At 31.3% G+C, this 19,358-nt stretch carries 15 protein-coding genes; 9 read left to right on the top strand and 6 right to left on the bottom strand.

Features of this window, described 5'->3' with window-relative positions:
- Positions 1–23: 23 nt before the first annotated feature.
- Positions 24–1,067, bottom strand: coding sequence for a phosphoribosyltransferase-like protein (locus BMX53_RS13040; protein WP_074746813.1), 1,044 nt, complete (start codon positions 1,065–1,067; stop codon positions 24–26).
- A gap of 100 nt (positions 1,068–1,167) precedes the next feature.
- A complete protein-coding gene (locus BMX53_RS19385) occupies positions 1,168–1,293 on the bottom strand; it encodes a hypothetical protein (protein WP_262492912.1) in 126 nt (41 codons plus the stop codon).
- Positions 1,294–1,484: 191 nt separating this feature from the next.
- On the opposite strand from BMX53_RS19385, the gene BMX53_RS13035 reads away from it, so the two are divergent.
- From BMX53_RS13035 to BMX53_RS13025, 3 genes are all read left to right on the top strand, one after another.
- A complete protein-coding gene (locus BMX53_RS13035) occupies positions 1,485–1,781 on the top strand; it encodes a helix-turn-helix domain-containing protein (protein ID WP_074746811.1) in 297 nt (98 codons plus the stop codon).
- Positions 1,782–1,882: 101 nt separating this feature from the next.
- Positions 1,883–3,202 (top strand): DUF3945 domain-containing protein, encoded by a 1,320-nt coding sequence (locus BMX53_RS13030; RefSeq protein ID WP_074746809.1) that lies wholly within the window; start codon positions 1,883–1,885, stop codon positions 3,200–3,202.
- Positions 3,203–3,213: 11 nt separating this feature from the next.
- Entirely contained in the window at positions 3,214–5,277 is a 2,064-nt protein-coding gene (locus tag BMX53_RS13025; RefSeq protein WP_074746807.1) for a type IA DNA topoisomerase, read from the top strand.
- Between the two features lie 73 nt (positions 5,278–5,350).
- On the opposite strand, the gene BMX53_RS13020 is transcribed toward BMX53_RS13025, so the two are convergent.
- The gene (locus tag BMX53_RS13020; protein WP_074746805.1) at positions 5,351–5,878 is read right to left on the bottom strand and encodes an antirestriction protein ArdA; all 528 of its coding nucleotides are present in this window, start codon (positions 5,876–5,878) and stop codon (positions 5,351–5,353) included.
- A gap of 259 nt (positions 5,879–6,137) precedes the next feature.
- Here BMX53_RS13020 and BMX53_RS13015 point away from each other — a divergent pair, with 259 nt between their 5' ends.
- Positions 6,138–6,869: a hypothetical protein gene (locus BMX53_RS13015; protein WP_074746803.1), complete on the top strand. Its 732-nt coding sequence runs from the start codon at positions 6,138–6,140 to the stop codon at positions 6,867–6,869.
- Positions 6,870–6,883: 14 nt separating this feature from the next.
- On the opposite strand, the gene BMX53_RS13010 is transcribed toward BMX53_RS13015, so the two are convergent.
- The 3 genes from BMX53_RS13010 to mobC all read right to left on the bottom strand — a co-directional run bounded on the left by BMX53_RS13010 (position 6,884) and on the right by mobC (position 9,995).
- Positions 6,884–7,354, bottom strand: coding sequence for a JAB domain-containing protein (locus BMX53_RS13010; RefSeq protein ID WP_074746801.1), 471 nt, complete (start codon positions 7,352–7,354; stop codon positions 6,884–6,886).
- Positions 7,355–7,554: 200 nt separating this feature from the next.
- Entirely contained in the window at positions 7,555–7,875 is a 321-nt protein-coding gene (locus BMX53_RS13005; RefSeq protein ID WP_143061426.1) for a hypothetical protein, read from the bottom strand.
- 116 nt (positions 7,876–7,991) lie between these two features.
- Positions 7,992–9,995, bottom strand: a complete 2,004-nt coding sequence (gene mobC, locus BMX53_RS13000; protein ID WP_074746799.1) for a conjugal transfer protein MobC — start codon at positions 9,993–9,995, stop codon at positions 7,992–7,994.
- Between the two features lie 203 nt (positions 9,996–10,198).
- Here mobC and BMX53_RS12995 point away from each other — a divergent pair, with 203 nt between their 5' ends.
- The 5 genes from BMX53_RS12995 to BMX53_RS12975 all read left to right on the top strand — a co-directional run bounded on the left by BMX53_RS12995 (position 10,199) and on the right by BMX53_RS12975 (position 19,223).
- Entirely contained in the window at positions 10,199–10,627 is a 429-nt protein-coding gene (locus BMX53_RS12995; protein WP_006256841.1) for a plasmid mobilization protein, read from the top strand.
- 3 nt (positions 10,628–10,630) lie between these two features.
- Complete coding sequence (gene mobB / locus BMX53_RS12990) at positions 10,631–11,902, top strand: conjugal transfer protein MobB (RefSeq protein WP_074746797.1); 1,272 nt, start codon at positions 10,631–10,633, stop codon at positions 11,900–11,902.
- A 354-nt stretch (positions 11,903–12,256) separates the two neighbouring features.
- Positions 12,257–14,830 (top strand): type I restriction-modification system subunit M, encoded by a 2,574-nt coding sequence (locus BMX53_RS12985; RefSeq protein ID WP_074746795.1) that lies wholly within the window; start codon positions 12,257–12,259, stop codon positions 14,828–14,830.
- Position 14,831: 1 nt separating this feature from the next.
- A complete protein-coding gene (locus BMX53_RS12980; RefSeq protein WP_074746793.1) occupies positions 14,832–16,043 on the top strand; it encodes a restriction endonuclease subunit S in 1,212 nt (403 codons plus the stop codon).
- A 24-nt stretch (positions 16,044–16,067) separates the two neighbouring features.
- Positions 16,068–19,223 (top strand): type I restriction endonuclease subunit R, encoded by a 3,156-nt coding sequence (locus BMX53_RS12975; protein ID WP_074746791.1) that lies wholly within the window; start codon positions 16,068–16,070, stop codon positions 19,221–19,223.
- Positions 19,224–19,358 lie beyond the last annotated feature (135 nt).

The raw sequence follows: 19,358 nt of genomic DNA, 5'->3' as shown, positions 1-19,358 counted from the left end.
CGAAGATATAAAATTAATAGAAACTAACCTCTGTTTGCAACAGAAAATAATGGTATCCAGTCATGTCCTGATACTTCCCACCAATATACTAACGGGCTATTATTTGGAATATTACGCCAAGTAAAAAAGTGTGTTCCTAATCCTAAAATCTTATAACTTGGATTTATAAGACCAAGTGGACGTATATTTGGTTTTACTTCACCTTTAATCATACCAATGATTTCAATTCCCTTTTCTACTAAGATATTCTCAAATTTAATTCTATTTTCTTTATTTGTAAAGAAATACTCATTAATAGGTGTGTTAACTTTTCGGAAAGCATAATCATCATATTTAGTAGCTGTTAATGATGCGAAATAAGTATTGATAGTAATATTATCTCCTTTAACTGGTTTGGCTATATTTAGTTGTTGATTATTAAATTTAGCATGGTTTTGAGCTTCATAGTTCCAGTACCAATTAATTTTTCTTTCTGTTTTGTCACCAAATTCTTTGATAATACGATATTTCTGAAATGAAAACCCCCAAACATGTTTACAAAACAAACTAATTGAAAGTCTAATTTCTTTATTGCTTATTTTTTCATGATTTGCTCTACCATGTGTATCTTGTTGATGTAACCAAGTAAGAATATGATTTCCTACAGTGCTTCCTGAGGCTAAAATATCATCGAAATAAATGTAATTGATCTTAGGATAGGTTGTGTATCTCAAATAAGATTCACCATATACTTCATTTAGTACTTCTTCAAGAAGCATTAGAATAGCTGGTTGACTTTTATGAGGTAGTTGCATGTTTAGAAACTCTGTGTCACTAAGGAAAGTTGATACATTGGTATATTTATAAAGATTAATATAAGCATCAATATGTTGTTTTATATATTCTTTTGCTTTGTTTCTTGAGATATAAACCTTAGGTAATATTTCAAGTATTTCATTTAAAACAAACTCATTATGATCTCCAAATTGATTAGCCCAATTAGCTATATGTTCAGGGGTAATATATATACCATCATGATTTCTATAATCCTCAATTACTGTATGTATTTTCCTTATAACTTCCTCCATAAAGTATTATTTTAATTTTGATTAGAGTTAATATAGACAAAAGTAATATTAAAAAAGCACTGTTTCAGAAAACGGTGCTTTTTAATTAGTCATAGTCATTTTATTTACTACGTTTAGGTGGTTTAAGAGAAGGTGTGTTACCTGGAGTGTCTTTATTGTCTCTTTGACGTTTATCTGGCTCTCCTGTTGAAATAGCGGTTCTTTTAGGTCCTGGTTTTAATCCCATAATATTTTAATTTTTTAAAGGTTAACTGTTACTAACATACTTCATTATATTCATTATTTAAATTATTTTTTGCTAATATTTATAGCAATAAAACATACCCATTGGCAAAGCTTGGCAGATTTATCTTGCCAAGCTTTGTTCTTTTGTAATGTTAGCTAACAAATTTAATTAACCCATTAAATTCTAACATTATGAATATAGATCGCACAGAATTCTTTTTATGGATGGAGCGTATTATGACACGCTTCGATCATTTGTCAGAACATATAAAAGAACTCCCTATAAAAACTCAAACTATAGATGGAGAAGAGCTTTTAGATAACCAAGATGTTTTACAGTTATTAAAAATAAGTCCACGTTCATTACAACGTTATCGATCTGATGGCAAACTCCCTTATTATACAATTAGTGGTAAACTTTACTACAAGCGTTCAGATGTAAATCAGTTTATCAGAGAATGTTTTAAACATCCTGTACGCAAGATGTAAATAGCAGCTAAAGGCCAAGAGTAACCTTTAAAACAGACTATTTACTTTGCAAAGTATCTTGGCTTTAGTTTTAAGTTTTTAATCATTTAAAACTATGTATTATGAGTACAGAAAACACACAAAGACAAGTAGAGCATGATGTGCTTCTTGTTAATGACAAAACAAAAAATAAAATTCAAGTAGTAAAGGGATTAGATAAAGATGGTAAACTTGAAACAGTCCCAGCTACTAAAAAGAATCAAAATCAATTTTTAAAAGTTGATCGTAATGGAGATTTCTTTTCAAACTTCTTTTCTAATTTTTTTAGCCAACTTAAAAATCCAACACAATTTACTTTTTTTAGAGTTCCGGAGCTTTTGACCATCAAGATGGCAAATCAAATGCAAAAGGAGTTAAATCAATCAGGACCTACGCATGAGTTGTTTTTAAAACACCAAGTATCTGACGTTGGTAAAGAACAAAAGAAAGAAAACAAAGTAGCAGAACCCACAAAAGAAGAATGTCTGTATAATTCTAATAAATTCGATATAAAAGATATTGACTGGGATTCACTCTCAAGGTTAGGACTTTCCAAAGAAAAGCTTCAAGAAATGGATCTTTTAGATCCTCTCTTAAAAGGTTATAAAACAAAAGATTTAGTAGCTGTCAATCTTGATTTAGGCTCTGCTGTTTTTTCTCTTGATGCGAGACTTTCGCTTCAGAAAAATGCTGATGGCAAAGTTGTAATGGCCTTAGAAGGAGTTAAGAAATATCCAAATCTCAACGTTCCTTTATACGGTCATGAGTTTTCAAAACAAGATAAGCACAATCTTTTAAAAACTGGTAATATGGGTAGAGTAGTGGAACTAACACATCCTACTACTAAAGAGAAGATTCCATCCGTGGTAAGTGTGGACAGACTCACTAATAACCTTGTAGTTACAAGAGTTGAAAAAATGCAACTACCTAAGGAAGTAAAAGGAATTATACTTAGTGAAGAACAACTTCAGACTTTGAAAGAGGGTAAACCATTACTTGTAGAGGGAATGACCTCAGCCAAAGGAAATCTATTTAATGCAGAAATTCAGTATAATGCAGCTAAGGGACATATTGAGTTTTTATTTGATAATACCAACAAACAATCGCAAGCACAGAGTCAAACATCAAATCAATCTCAGTTATCAGATAATTTGAAAACCTTTAGAGGAAAAGAACTTACTGATAAAGAACAAGCAGAATTATTAGAGGGAAAATCGGTTTATATCAAAGATCTTATTGACAAAAGGGGTAATCCTTATCAAGGCTATGTGACGTATAACAAAGAAACTAAGAAAGCTGATTTTTCTTTTCAAAACCCAATCAAAGAAGAACAATCAAAAACTCAGTCGAAATCGGAAAAACAAACGGATGAGCCTAAAAAATCAAAAGGGCGTAAAATCTAACCTTGAAAACTATGATTGTAATTCTTGCAGAAAAACCAAGTGTAGCTAGGGAGATAGCTATGCTTGTTGGAGCCAAAACAAAAAAAGATGGATATATAGAAGGCAATGGATATTGTGTTACTTGGGCTATTGGTCATTTAGTTTCACTTGCCATGCCTGAGGATTATGGGTTTCAAGGTTTTAAAAGAGAGGCTTTGCCAATCTTACCAAGGTCATATTTGTTACTTCCAAGAAAGATTAAAAAAGTAAACAAATATACTTCTGATCCAAGTGCTTTAAAACAGCTTAAAGTCATTGATAGACTCTTTAAAAGGTGTTCTGAGATTATTGTAGCTACTGATGCAGGCAGGGAAGGAGAGCTTATCTTTCGCTATATCTACCAGTATCTAAATTGCGATAAGCCTTTTAAAAGGTTGTGGATAAGTTCACTAACTGAAAAAGCTATTAAAAATGGTTTACAGAATCTAAAAGAAGGAAGTGAATTTGAAGGACTTTTTAGAGCTGGCCACAGTAGAAGTAGAGCAGATTGGCTTGTAGGTATAAACGCCTCACAAGCACTAACAGTTTCAATGAATGACTCAGTGTATTCAGTTGGTAGAGTACAAACTCCAACGCTCAGTCTTATCTGTAAACGGTACTTGGAGAATACTTCTTTTAAAAAGAAACAGTACTATCAAATAGAGCTTCAACACTCACAGGATGGTGTTTTATTTAAATCATTCTCAAACGATAAATGGGATGATAAACAAAGGGCAGAACAAACGTTTAAACTCATTCAAAAACAAAGTGAAGTTAAAATACAAAAAGTAGAAACCAAGACAATCAAGGAAGAGTCCCCACTTCTTTTTGATTTAACCTCACTTCAAAAAAGAGCCAATGAACTCTTTGGATTCTCAGCAGATGAAACACTCAGTATTGCTCAGAGCTTGTATGAAAAGAAGTTTATAACCTATCCAAGAACTTCAAGTAAATACATTCCAGAGGATTTATGGTCTGAGGTTGCTAATCTATTAAAGGTTCTCTCTGATGATAGTAGATACAGTAATCTTCTTTTAAAACTAAAGCTATCAAGGCTTAATAAGAAGATAGTTAATGATGTAAAGGTAACGGATCATCATGGACTATTAACCACAGACAGACTTCCTTCAGCTATTAGCGCTAAAGAAGAGAGTATTTATCATTTGATTGCTCAAAGAGTATGGGAAGTGGTATTTGAACCTTGTGTAAAAAAGCAAACAGAGGTAACTTTAAATATTTTAGATTATGAGTTTAGTTTTAAATCGTCTTCAATAATAGAGTTTGGATGGAGAGAAGTAAGAAAGGAGTTATCTACCAATGAAGAGGTAGTAATAGATCTACCTGATTTAAAACAAGGAGATAAACTAAAGATAAAAGAAGTTAAAACTCTTGAGAAATCAACAAGACCAAAAGCTTTATATTCAGAGAGTACACTTTTATCAGCTATGGAAAATGCCTCGAAAGAGGTCGAAAATAAGTCACTTCAAAGTGTCATTAAAGACGTTGGAATTGGAACAGCAGCAACAAGAGCGTCTATTATTGAAACGCTTTTAAATAGGGATTATATTATAAGAAAAGCCAAGTCACTTGTTCCAACAGAGAAAGGACTCAAAGTATATGAAATAGTCAAGGATAAGCTTATCTCAGATGTACTGTTAACCGCTAAATGGGAATCAGCTTTTAAAGATATTGAAGAAAATAAGATCAATATGGAAGATTTCCACAGACAGATTGAAGATTATACTTCAGAGATAACATCGGAGCTTTTAGCTATCAAGCCAGTCACAGAAACAGATGATCTATCTTGTCCAAAGTGTAAACAAAATACACTTCAATTAAGAGAAAAGGTCGTTAAATGTTTGGATACTGATTGTAATTGGGTGTTGTTTAGAGAGATTTGTGGCGTTAAGCTCTCCATTGATGATATCACAGATTTACTTGAACAGGGGAAAACCAAACTGCTAAAAGGATTGATAAGTAAATCAGGAAAGAAATTTGAGGCTTATATTAACCTAAAAGAAGATTGTACTACTGGATTTGAGTTTAAAAGTAAGTAATTAAAACTAAATATACCAAAAGAAGTTATCTAATTCAGATAACTTCTTTTGGTATATACTAATCAAAGAATGATTAGCTATTTCTAAATATATGACCATTTTCATAGGTATAATCACCCATAAATAAATCTCTAGCAAAGCTCTCATAATCAAAATATGATTTTACAAAATCAGATAAATCATAGCATTCATCAATGATTTGATAAGCGAAATCTTCTTCACTATTGTAATATCCTTGATAATCATCTTCAAATGATTCAAATAATGAGTCTATATCATCAGAATCAATATTTGGATTACTAATGCTTATCCAAGCTGAAAAAGCTTCTAAGGTTTTATAATCTAAATCTGATACTTTTTCAATGATTGAAAAGATATTTTCTGAAAGACTATTTTCAGAGATTAATTCAGAAGGAATGTTTTCCCAATCTTGAAACATAAATTCAGGATCTGTTTCATCAGCGTGTAGTTCTGAGCAGAACTCATAAAACTCCTCAATAGAACTAAAGTTATTAAGCTCTATCCATTGTCCTTTAATTGAACCATTGTTATACTTAGCATAAGTACCAACATAAACTTTTGAGTGCATTAAATTTTCCAAGATAAATAGTTTTATGACCTTAGGGTCTGGTTAATTTCATGGCACTTATGTTTTGATTTTTAGCTATGAGCATGTTTTACAAAATAAATACGCTCATAGGATGAGGAAGATTTATTGCAGTAATCCATAGGACTTGAACTTACAATGGCTAAAAAGCTAAAAAACTTTGCCAATTGAAATACCAGTGCTAAGTCATTGACTAATACTGTCTGAATTTTAATACTTCTTATGTTTGTAGTTAATTTTAAATTTAAATAAAATGAATAAAGGAGTATTATTTCAAGAATACAAGGGGTGTTATGATAAAGCTCGGTCGAGAAATACTGTATTGACTGAATCAGAGAAAAAAAGGAAAAAACTATTTCTTTGGATAGGTGCTATTTTGGGAGCAATTGTAGGTTTTTTCTTTGCTAGAACTTATTTTAATGAAGAGCCGTGGTCATATCAAGGTCTTATTACTCAGCTCGGAAGCTTTGGATTTATTTTTCTATTACTTTATTCTTTCGATGTACATAAAGCAATTAAGGTATTTAAGAATAATTGGATAGAGAATTTGAAAGGTATACTTAAAGGGGATTGGAGAACCCAATGTATGAAGAAAGATGAGCAAATTAACTTTAAAGAAAATTTAATTAAACATAAGATTCTATTAAATGGTAACGAGCAAAAGAATCATGAAATATTAGAGGCAGATATACAGTGTTTTTTATCAATTACAGGAAGAAAAGCATTAGGGTTTAAAGAAAATTTTAGTGTAAATACTAAGATCATAGTATTTTTTATGGGAGGTTTATGGGCTACATATATAAAAGATATTAGTGAAAATAACTCTTTACTAAACGCAATATTTATCAGTCTTATGTTATTAGTTCTAATACTTGCTTTTCGGATATATATTAATAGAGTAGTTTTAGATGAAGCACGCGAATGTTTGGTTATTTGTGATGAACTGACTGAAATTAAGAATGATATTATAAGAAAAGAGAACTAAATTAAATGAAGGCGTCATAAGACGCCTTCATCTGCAAAAGAGTAGTAACTCTCAGAAGTAATTATTAAATGGTCCAAAAGAGCTATATCAAGTATTTGACTTGCTTGTTTAATCTTTTGTGTGATTTGTCTATCTGCATCACTTGGTTGTAATTTTCCTGATGGGTGATTGTGTACTAAGATCATAGCTGTGCTCTTAGTTTTTAAAAGAGCTGCAAATATCAATCTAATATCTACTATTGTTCCAGTAATACCACCTGATGATATCTCAAGTACACCAAGTACTCTATTATTGTTTGAAAGCATAAGTACTTTAAATTGCTCTAATAGTTCAATTTTATTCTCATCCCATGCTTTTAAAGCTACTTCAAAAGCAGAATAAGAAGAGTCAATTCTTGGTCTTTGTGATGCTTTAACTTTAGATTTGTAGATTAGTTCTATCTCTGATGCCACTAACCAATTGCTGTTTAAAACTGTAGATTCCATAATATTATATTTTTAAATTAATTATGGAGCAGCTATAGGTAATGCTTAAGCAAGCTCAAAAAGCAACGCAATAAAGCGAAGACAAGGTCAAGCATTTATGGGGGAATTTTTTGGAAGCGAACCGCGGAGTATTACCTTGCTTAGTGAGATAATTGATAAAAAATAAAACCCTATCTAAGAATAGATAAGGTTTAGTAAGTTTATTGTTTTTCAAGTTTAGAAACTTCTTCAATTATAGAAAAGTATTTATTCCATAATTCTTTACTAGCATTTTTCCCTGTTGGATTTAATTCATCATTGTAAAAGTATATACGGTATATTTCTCCCTTATCATCTCTTTGGATCCCATTCTCTCCATAAGCTAAAGAGATTAATTTATTTTCTGTTAATCTTTTATACTCTGTGTAGAGAGGGAGTTGTTTTATTAAATCTTCATTTAAAGAATTAAAATCGGATTGATTTATACCTAGTGGCTGGTATTCTCTATTAAATGCAATCCATTGATTTTTTTCATTTTTCATTATACCGTAAGGTAAATTGATTCTAAAGAAATTGTTTAACATAACTATTTAATTAAGGTTAATTTAGTTCTATAAACATATATAAAGATTTTCAATTTCTTCAATTATATTTTAAATCACTTCTTCTTATTAATCAAATGAGCTAGTTCAGGATCGTTCTCAATGCGTTTTAATTCTGATTCAATAATTGATTCAACATCAAGCTTCACTTGTTTGTAATTTGCTTGAATTGTTTCATTTAAGGTATTATTACCATGAGCATTTAAGAACGAAGTTATCTGAGGTATCTTTTGATAGGATTTCATTTCTTGACTGACTTTTTCATTATCAACCACTATTTCAGAGTGAAATATCTTTTGCTTTATTCGCTCATCAAAATTATCAGAGACTGCCCCTACAAACATTCCTTGGGTAAGAGTAGAAATTTTAGAAGCAGGAATAAGCGTATCAAGTTGAGTAGAGAAGGAGGTAGAACGGTCGTTTCTATTAATGGATATACTTTGACGCTTTTGAAGTATTTTTCCAAAGCGTTCTGATAGTGCTTTAGCTGTATCTCCAACTACTTGACCTGAGAAGATATTTCCGACTGTATTTTGAATAACCTTACTTTCTTTATCTCCATAATCTCTGTTAAGTTGAGAGAAATCTTGAAATCCTAAGCACACCGCTACTTTATTACTACGGGCAGTAGCAATAAGATTGTCAAGTCCTCTAAAGTAGATTGTTGGTAGCTCGTCAATGATAACAGAACTTTTAAGTTGACCTTTTTTATTGATGAGTTTTACAATACGTGAGTTATAAAGTCCAAGAGCAGCAGAGTAAATATTTTGACGATCAGGATTGTTTCCGACACAAAGTATTTTAGGTGCTGCTGGATTATTAATATCTAATGAAAAATCGTCTCCTGTCATTACCCAGTATAGTGAAGGTGAGATCATACGAGACAGTGGTATTTTAGCCGAAGCTATTTGCCCTTGTAATTGATCTTGTGCTCCACCTTCCCAAGCATCCATAAAAGGAGAGAGGTAGTTCTCTAAATCAGAATAGGAGGTAAGGATAGTAAATACATCAGCATACTTCTTATTTAAAAGTTCAATAGCATGAGGGAATGTACAATACTTACCATTTTGATAAATCTTCAAAAACCAAATAATAGCTGCTAAAAGGATGATTGGAGACTCAACAAAAAAGTCTCCTTGTTTTTGTATCCACGAGCGGTTAAGGTTAAGCATAATGGTATAGGCTGATTCATAGGCATCAGATATATCTGTCATAAACGATGGGTTAATCGGATTACAACGATGACTGAGACTTGGATCATCAAAGTTTATAACATAGAACTTGGGAACAATAGCGTATTTATCTTTGTGTAATAACAAGTGATTATAAGCTATAGTTGATAAGTCATGAAACTTAAAATCGTAAATGTACATGGAAAATCCCTTTTCAATTTGTTGTTTGATAAAGTTATTTACCACAGCATAGGATTTACCAGAACCAGGAGTACCAAGTACAATAGTTGCTCTAAAAGGATTAACAATGTTTATCCAACCACTATTCCATTTTCCTTTGTAATAGAACCTTGAAGGAAGGTTAATGGAGTATTCATTTTCAATAAGGCGAGTCTCTTGCATAAAACTTTCATTCTCAAAGTTGAACACATCTTGCATGAGGTTATCGTTTAAGAGCCTACTAATCCAAGCGCCAGATACCAAAAGTAGGATATAACCTAAGAAGGTACTTAATATATAGAGCATAGCGCTCCAAGAATGTCCAAAATCAAGTAAAAAGAAATTGAAAAAGAACAGATTAAAACCAACTGTAAAAACACCTATGATTTTAGAGACTGTAATCTTTTCATGTTTTACGCCTTTGCCTCCCCACAGGCTTAAAGAGAGTAAAACCAAGCAAAAAAGTTTAGTATAAAGTAAATGAGAAAACAGTCCTGCTGTTTGATTAAAGTTAATTAGTATTCTATCTACAACAGTATGTGTTATTCCAAGGTTTAAAAAGAAAGAATAACAATACCAGTATAAGTGCATAAGCATTATTATAATACTTACTGCTCGCATAAATGCTAAGATTTTAGCAAGCGCTTTTAAATCGTCTTCTGATTGCATAGTTTATTAAATTAAAGGTTAACTATTAAAAATAGAGGAGATTGTAGCGTGAAGTATTTAATGGAATAGAAAGGTGGTAGTTGGCTTAAAATAACAAAATGATAAAGCGTTAACTTCTCAAAGTATAATTCTACCATCTAATGCCAAGTTAAAAAAGGATAGTGTTTTATCAGCTATTTTGACAAGAATCAAGATAAGAAACTATGCAAACTACCATTAAAAACAAAGGAGGAAGGAAACTTAAATCCAATCCTAAAAAATACAGACATGTTTTCAGACTCACCGAACCTGAAAATGAGAGACTGCTTGCTTTGTTTGCATCATCAGGAATGACAAACAAAGCAAGCTTTCTTGTTTCTATGCTTTTAGATAAACAAGTTAAAACAGTCAAAGTAGATGTAGCAGCACTGCAATATCAAGCTACACTTACTAAACTATTTAATCAATTTAGAGCAGTAGGAGTGAACTACAATCAAATAGTAAAACTCTGTAACCAATACTTCTCTGAAGTTAAAGCAAAACAATCTATTTCAAAACTTGAAGAATATACCAAGGATTTATCCAAGTTATGCTATTATATTGTCAAGCTAACCAAAGAGTTTGAAGACAAGCACTTAAATACTAATCTATAAGTTATGATAGCTAAGATTGGTAAAGGAAGTAATCTTATAGGAGCTTTGTCCTACAATCAATTAAAAGTTGATAAAGGACAAGGTTCTGTTTTGTTTACAAATAATCTACCAGAACCAAATAACACTTCAAACTACATCACTCAACTTTATAAACACCTTGAGCCTTATCTACTTTTAAATAACAAGACAGAGAAAGTTGTAAGACATATTTCTTTGAATCCGAATCCCAATGATAAATTAACAGACGAGACCTTAAATGAAATAGCGAAGCAGTATATGAATAGTATGGGCTATGAAAATCAACCTTACATTGTCTATAAACACAGAGATATAGAAAGAGAACACATTCATATCGTAACAGTCTGTACAGATTTAGAAGGAAAGAAAATTGATGATAAATATGATCATTTAAAATCAATGAAAGTTTGTCGTGAAATTGAAAAGCATTTTAACCTTACTTCTTCTGTGAATCAAGCAAACAAAGAATCCAAACAAATTCAATTTAAACCAGTTGATTATACTAAGTACAATCTAAAAGCTCAAATAGCTTCAGTTATGCGCTATTTACCTAAGTATTATCATTATGATAGCCTAACAAGTTACAATGCTTTATTATCACTCTTTAATATCAGAGCAGAAAAGGTAGAAGCCTTTTACAATGGACAACCAAAACAAGGTTTAGTGTATTTTGTCTTAAATGAAAAAGGGGAGAAGGTAAGTAATCCTTTTAAGGCATCACTATTTGGAAAAAATGCAAGCTATCAAAATCTTGAAAGTCACTTTAAATCTTCAAAAGAAAACTTAAAAAACTCCCCAAGTAAAGCGGGTTTAAAACATACCATTAAAATAGCTTTAAATACAGCAAAGTCATTACAAGAATTTAAAGAAGAACTTTTAAATCATGGAATAAACCTTATTATCTTCCAAAACAAAAACAATCGTATCTATGGTGTAACTTTTATCGACCATAACTCTAAAAGTGTCTATAAAGGCTCTGATTTAAGTAAAGAGTTATCAGCTAATATACTGAATCAAAAGTGGAGTAGGACAGAAGATCATACCAATTCAATTTTAATACCTTCTCAACAGATTAAGATAAATGAATCTATTGAATTACATCCCATATTTGAGTACCTAAATCTTGATACCACCAATTTTAATAATAATGAGTTTATACCATTATTCAATCTTTTAAACAATAACCAAGAGTTAGATTATGAGGAGTTATGTTTTGAACAAAAAATGAAACGAAAAAAGAAAAAAAGAAATTTATGAGATAATATAGTATTGAATTTTGGTATTATCCTAAGTTCATTTAAGAAGAGTTGAGATAGTTAATCTCTATATTAGACATTTAACTCTGTAAAATAAATTAACTTACAGAATTTTGCTTTTTTTTGAGACCTTTACAGGGTAGTAATTCAGTAATGTCTCTTTTTTGTGTTATAATCTTTCTTTAATAAATGTGGGACTTAAAAAAGTTTATTTAAGTTACTTATTTAATTCAATTTATAATTTTTTACATTAATTTCATGTAACATACCTAAAACAATTATTAACCTAATCTAAAGGGATGTGTTATATTTACACTATTAAAATATTCTATTATAAATATAAGGTAATAAACCAATGAATAAGCAACAACTAGCCGCTAAGATTTGGGCATCAGCCAATCAAATGCGTTCTAAAATAGAAGCAAACGAATACAAAGATTATATATTAGGTTTTATTTTCTATAAATACCTATCAGAAGCACAGATAAGATTTACCCTTAAAGAAGGTTTTTCTCAAGAAGATATTAGAAACCTTTCAGAAGAAGAGGGAGAAACAATGAAATACATTCAAAAAAATGTAGGGTATTTTATTGCGTATGAAAATTTATTTTCAACTTGGATTGAGATGGGAAGTGATTTCGGTGTAGCAAATGTACATACTGCTTTGTCTGCTTTCTCTCGTCTGATTGATCCTGTACATAAAAAGTTATTCGAAGGAATTTTTGATACCCTACAAACGGGATTAAGTAAATTAGGTGAAAATGCCAATGCACAGACAAAAGCAATTAGCGATTTATTATACTTAATCAAAGACATCCCAATGGATGGCAAACAAGATTATGATGTGTTAGGTTTTATCTACGAATATCTAATCAGTATGTTTGCTGCAACTGCTGGTAAAAAAGCAGGTGAATTCTATACACCACACGAAGTGTCTCAGTTGATGTCAGATATTGTTGCCCATGAATTACAAAATCGTGCTGAAATACAGATTTATGATCCTACAAGTGGTTCGGGATCTTTATTAATTACTATAGGTAAAAGTATTGCGCGTTATATGGATAATGCAAACAATATAAAATACTATGCACAAGAATTAAAACAAAACACTTACAACTTAACACGTATGAACTTAGTGATGCGTGGTATTTTGGCAACCAATATTGTTACTCGTAATGCCGATACTTTAGAAAGCGATTGGCCATATGTTGACGAAAACAACCAATTTAATCCGTTGTATGTAGATGCTGTAGTATCTAACCCTCCATACTCTCAAAAATGGGATCCTGAGGGTAAAGAAGATGATCCCCGTTATCAAAATTATGGATTGGCTCCTAAATCTAAGGCTGACTTTGCTTTTCTTTTACATGATCTTTACCACTTAAAACCAAAAGGTATTATGACCATCGTCTTACCACATGGGGTTTTATTTAGAGGAGGTGAAGAAGGAACCATTAGAGAGCGTTTAATCGAAAATAATAATATCGATGCCGTAATTGGTTTACCATCAAATATTTTCTTTGGTACTGGTATTCCTACGGTTATTTTAGTAATTAAACAAAAGCGTGAAGGTAACGACGTTTTAATTATTGATGCATCTAAAGGATTTGAGAAAGTTGGTAAAAATAATAAATTACGTACGTCTGATATTAAACGTATTGTAGATACTTACGTAGAGCGTAAAGATGTGCCGAACTATGCAAAAGTAGTATCTAAGCAAGATCTACGTGATAACGAATATAATCTAAATATTCCTCGTTATGTAGACAGTAGCGAGAAAGCAGAGAGTTTTGATATTTATGCCACGATGTTTGGTGGTATTCCCCAACAAGAAATAGAAGAGTTAAAAGTGTATTGGGAAGCTTTCCCAACATTGCGTGATCAGTTGTTTGAAACGGTATCACCAGAAATGGCTCAGTTAAAAGCTGATGATATAACAACTACCATTCAATCAAATACAGAAGTACAAACATTCAATCAAAAATATTATGATGCGCTTAGTTCTTTCCCTTTACATTTAAAGACAAGATTAATCGATGGGTTAGAAAATGTTAGTATTGGAAAAGAAGAAGCTGCTTTGAGTACCGAAATATTTGATCGCATCAATCAGGTTCCATTAATTGATAAATATGTAGCTTTTCAAATGTTAAGCAATCAATGGGAAACCATTGCTGGAGATATTGAGATTTTACAAACAGAAGGAATACAAGCAGCTAAAATTGTAGAACCTAATTTAGTCATCAAAAAGAAGAATAACAAAGAAGTCGAAGTACAAGACGGTTGGAAAGGACATATTTTTCCGTTCGAGTTGGTACAAGAAGTGTATTTACAAGATGAAGTAGAAGCTTTAGAAACTTTACAGAATCAAGTGGTAGAGCTTACAGCTGAAATTGACGAATTGTTTGAATCTTTATCTGAGGAAACTAAAGATAGCGATTTAACCAACGAAACAAAAGATAAATTAGTAGCTGGTGAATTAACAAAAGCTGTAAAAGAAATTACTGCCGATATTAAAAAAGGAATTGTTTACGGAGAAGATGATGACGAAAAAAAATTGGTACGCATTAGTAAGTTACAATCAGAGCTAAAGACAGTTAACAAGAAAGTAACCAATCAAACAGCGGCTTTGCATTTACAAACTAAACAGCTAATTGAAAACCTATTAGACGATCAAGTGACTAATCTATTAGAGCAAAAATGGATTACACCTTTAACAGTCAATTTAAACGAAGTTCCTACTAATAAGTTAGACGAGTTATCGCAAAAAATTAACCATTTAGTTACGAAGTATGAAACCACATTGTTAGAAGTAAATGAGCAATTAAAAGAAAGTCAAACTGCTTTAGCAACCATGATGGACGAGTTAACAGGATCAAATCATGATCTTGAAGGTATTAAAGCATTACAAAATTTATTAAATATTGAATAGTATGGAGCAAAATAAAAAGGTGCCTTCTATTCGATTTAAGGGGTTTGAGGATGAATGTGTATTTAAAGTTTTGGATTCAATCGCATATTTTTATAAAGGAAAAGAACATTCATGGAAAGATATAGATGAAAAGGGGATATATAAAGTCATATTATATGGAAACCTTTACACAAACTATGGAATGATAATATCCGATGTGATTTTGAAAACAAATTATATATCAGAAAAGACATTTTTTGGTAAAAAAAATGATGTGTTAATTCCTAGCTCAGATACTACCCCGATAGGGATTGCTAGAGCTTCAAGTTTAGAAATTGATAATGTAATTTTGGGAGGTGATATAAATATTATTAGACCAATTGGAATAGATGGGAATTATCTTTCACTTAATCTTAATTCAAATAAAAATAAATTAATCAGTTTAATTAAAGGATCTACAGTTAGACATATAGATAATTCAGATTTAAAAAAAATTGATTTATATATTTCTGATTCCATTATTGAACAAACCAAAATCGGTAATTTCTTTAAAACAATAGACGATCAAATCAACGCACAGGAACAAAAGCACCAAAAGTTGGTGAACTTGAAAAAGGCAATGCTCGAAAAAATGTTCCCAAAAGAAGGTGCTGATGTACCCGAAATTCGTTTTAAAGGTTTTACTGAGAAATGGAAAGAAAAGAAGTTGGGGGATTTCGGAAATGTTGCTATGAATAAAAGAATCTTCAAAAGTGAAACATCAATAATTGGTGAAATACCTTTTTATAAAATTGGTACTTTCGGTTCTATTCCAGATTCATATATTACTAGAGAAAAATTTCTTGAGTATAAATCTAAATATCATTATCCACAAAAAGGAGATGTTTTAATCTCAGCCTCTGGAAGTATTGGACGGTTGGTTGTTTACCAAGGCAAAGAAGAATATTTTCAAGATTCAAATATTGTTTGGTTAAACCATGGAGGAAAATTAAATAATAAATTTTTAAAACAATTTTATTTAATTGTAAAATGGAATGGATTAGAAGGAAGTACTATAAAGCGATTATATAATAGTAATATATTATCAACTAATATATCAGTACCAAGGGTTGAAGAACAACAAAAAATAGGGGAGTACTTTGAAAAATTAGATAACCTAATCGAACAAAGCCAAGAGCAAATCAAAAAAATCAAAAACATCAAACAAGCCTTATTGCAAAAAATGTTTGTTTAAGAATATCCAAAAACTACTAAGCGTATGACAACTTTTACATCTGAATTGGCTTTTGAAGAGGCACTGGTGCAGAGTTTGGCCAATCAAAAAGGTTGGGAAAATAATATTTTAAAAAATGTTACCGAAGAAGATTTAATTAAAAATTGGGCTGATATACTATTTGAAAATAATAAAGACATTGATCGTTTAAACGATGTGCCTTTAACGGATAGTGAAATGCAACAAATTTTAACGAAGATACAAGAGCTACGTACACCACTTAATTTGACTGGTTTTATAAATGGTCGTACTGTTACCATTACCAGAGATAATCCAGCTGATGTGTTGCATTTAGGTAAAGAAGTAAGTTTGAAAATGTACGATCGCCGAGAAATTTCAGCAGGTCAAAGCCGTTATCAAATTGTTCAACAACCACGATACAAACGCAAGTCAGATTTACGTAACGATCGTCGTGGAGATGTATTGTTGTTAATTAACGGGATGCCTTTAATTCATATCGAGTTAAAGCGTTCAGGTGTACACATAAGTCAAGCAGTAAAACAAATTGAAAAATATAGTTACGAAGGACATTTTACAGGAATATTTTCACTTATCCAAATCTTTGTGGCTATGACCCCTGAGGAAACGCTATATTTTGCCAATCCAGGCGTGGATGGTAAATTTAATAGCGATTACCAATTTCATTGGGCAGATTTTAACAATGAACCTATAAACGATTGGCGTAGTATTGCTTCTCAATTTTTATCTATACCTATGGCACACGAATTAATAGGATTCTATACCATTGCTGATGGTACAGATAATATTTTGAAGGTGATGCGTAGTTATCAAATTTATGCAGCAAGTGCCATTTCTTCTCGTGTAGCTCAAACCGATTGGAATAAGCCAGATATTCGTGGCGGATATATTTGGCATACTACGGGATCGGGAAAAACTATGACGAGTTTTAAATCAGCTCAACTTATTGCATCTTCTAAAGATGCTGATAAAGTGATCTTTTTGTTAGACCGTATAGAATTAGGTACACAATCTTTAGAGCAGTACCGTGCATTTGCAGACGAAAGTCAAAGTGTACAAGCAACTGAGGATACTTATGTTTTGATTAATAAATTAAAAAGTAAAGATCCAGCAGATACCCTAATTGTTACATCTATTCAAAAGATGAGCAATATTGAAGACGATACCGAAGGGCTAAAAAGTCATGATTTAGAAATCATGCGAAGTAAGAGAATTGTAATCATTATAGATGAAGCACACCGTACTGTTTTTGGCGATACGATGCTACCTACAATTAGAAAAACTTTTCCAAACGCTGTGTTTTTGGGTTTTACAGGTACACCAATTCAAAGTGAAAATAGCCGTAAAGATTCCGATACATCTACCATTTTTGGTAACGAATTGCACCGTTATAGTTTAGCTGATGGAATTCGAGATAATAACGTTTTAGGATTCGATCCATATAAAATTTTAACGTATAAAGACCGTGATTTACGTCGTGCAGTAGCTTTACAAGAAGCTAAAGCAATCGATGAGGCAGATGCGTTAAGTGATCCTAAGAAAAATGAAATCTATAGCAGATTTATGAATCCAGCTAAAGTAAGAATGGCAGGAGATTATAATAGTGCAGGTAAGTATCAACGTGGGATTGAAGATTACATAAAAAGTATTCAATACGAGAGGGAAGAACATCAACGTATTGTAGTTAAAGATATAAAGGAAAATTGGGTTACTTTAAGTAGAAATAGTAAGTTTCATGCGATATTTGCTACAAGTAGCATTGCAGAATCTATTGAGTATTTTGCTTTATTTAGACAAGAATTTCCAGAATTAAAAATATCAGCGTTGTTTGACCCAAATATAGATAATAATGCAGGGTTTCAATTTAAAGAAGAGGGACTGGAATTAATCTTAGAACATTACAATGCGCTATACTCTAAAAATTTTAACATGAGTTCTCACGCTTTATTTAAGAAAGATATAGCCAATCGTTTAGCACATAAAAAGCCTTACGATAGAATAGATACTAAAACAGAAGAGCAATTAGATTTATTAATTGTTGTGGATCAAATGTTAACGGGATTTGATTCAAAATGGTTAAATACGTTGTACTTAGATAAGAAATTAGAATACGAAAACATCATACAAGCATTTTCACGTACTAATAGATTGTTTGGTATAGAGAAACAATTTGGCACTATCCGTTATTACCGTTATCCACACACTATGGAGCGTAATATAGATCGTGCAGTTAAACTATATTCAGGCGATCGTCCATATGGTTTATTTGTAGAGCATTTAGACGAAAATTTAGACCGTATTAATTTCATTTTTAACGAAATTAAACTATTGTTTGAAAATGCAGGTATTTTTGAATTCGAAAGACTTCCAGATGATGTAAGTGAACGTGCTAAATTTGCGAAAATGTTTAAAGATTTAAACAGCATTTTAGAGGCGGCTAAAGTTCAAGGCTTTTATTGGAGTAAATTAGCGTATGTATTTAACGAAGATAAACCAAAACTAAAAAAAGTTATTGAAGTCATTTTAGATGAACGTACTTACAATATACTTTTAGCACGTTATAAAGAACTATTTCAAGAAGGTGATGGTATAGGAGGTTCTTCAGATCAAGTTCCTTTTGAAATCGATAATTATATCATGGAAATTGATACAGGAGTTATTGACACGAATTACATGAATAGTCGTTTTGAAAAATTTCTGAAATCATTAAATCAAAGTGAGTTAACGCAAAAGCAAAGTCAAGCTATTTTAGATGAGTTACATAAGTCTTTTGCGACATTGAATCAAGAAGAGCAAAAGTTTGCAAACATATTCTTAAATGAAGTGCGAAGTGGAAATGTAACCTTAGATCCGAATAAAACTTTTAGAGATTATATTTCTGATTATCAATTTAAAGCAAAAAATGCGTATATCAATAAATTGGTTGATGCGATTGGAGTTGATGTAGTAGCACTTAAAAATCTAATGAATACATTTAGATCTGAAGCTAATTTAAATGAATATGGACGTTTTGATGCATTAAAAGAGACTGTTGACCGCGAGAAAGCTAAGGTTTATTTTGAATCATTGGAAGGTACAACTTTGCCTCCTTTCAAAATAAGTATTCGAATAGATACACTTTTGAAAGAGTTTATCTTAAAAGATGGGTTTGATATAAATTAACTCTTATTATTGAAGAACTAAGCTTTTATTTTATTTGTAAGTCTTTAGTAGATATATTGCCCTTCGAATTATGTGTTCACATTTTGAGTACTTTTAAAACAAATGAGCAGCTAAGTTAAATATAAAAGCCTGCAA

It is taken from the genome of Myroides marinus (assembly GCF_900109075.1).
Lineage (GTDB): Bacteria > Bacteroidota > Bacteroidia > Flavobacteriales > Flavobacteriaceae > Flavobacterium > Flavobacterium marinum_A.
Note: the sequence above shows the minus strand (reverse complement) of the source record. Positions and strands in the feature narration are given on the sequence as shown.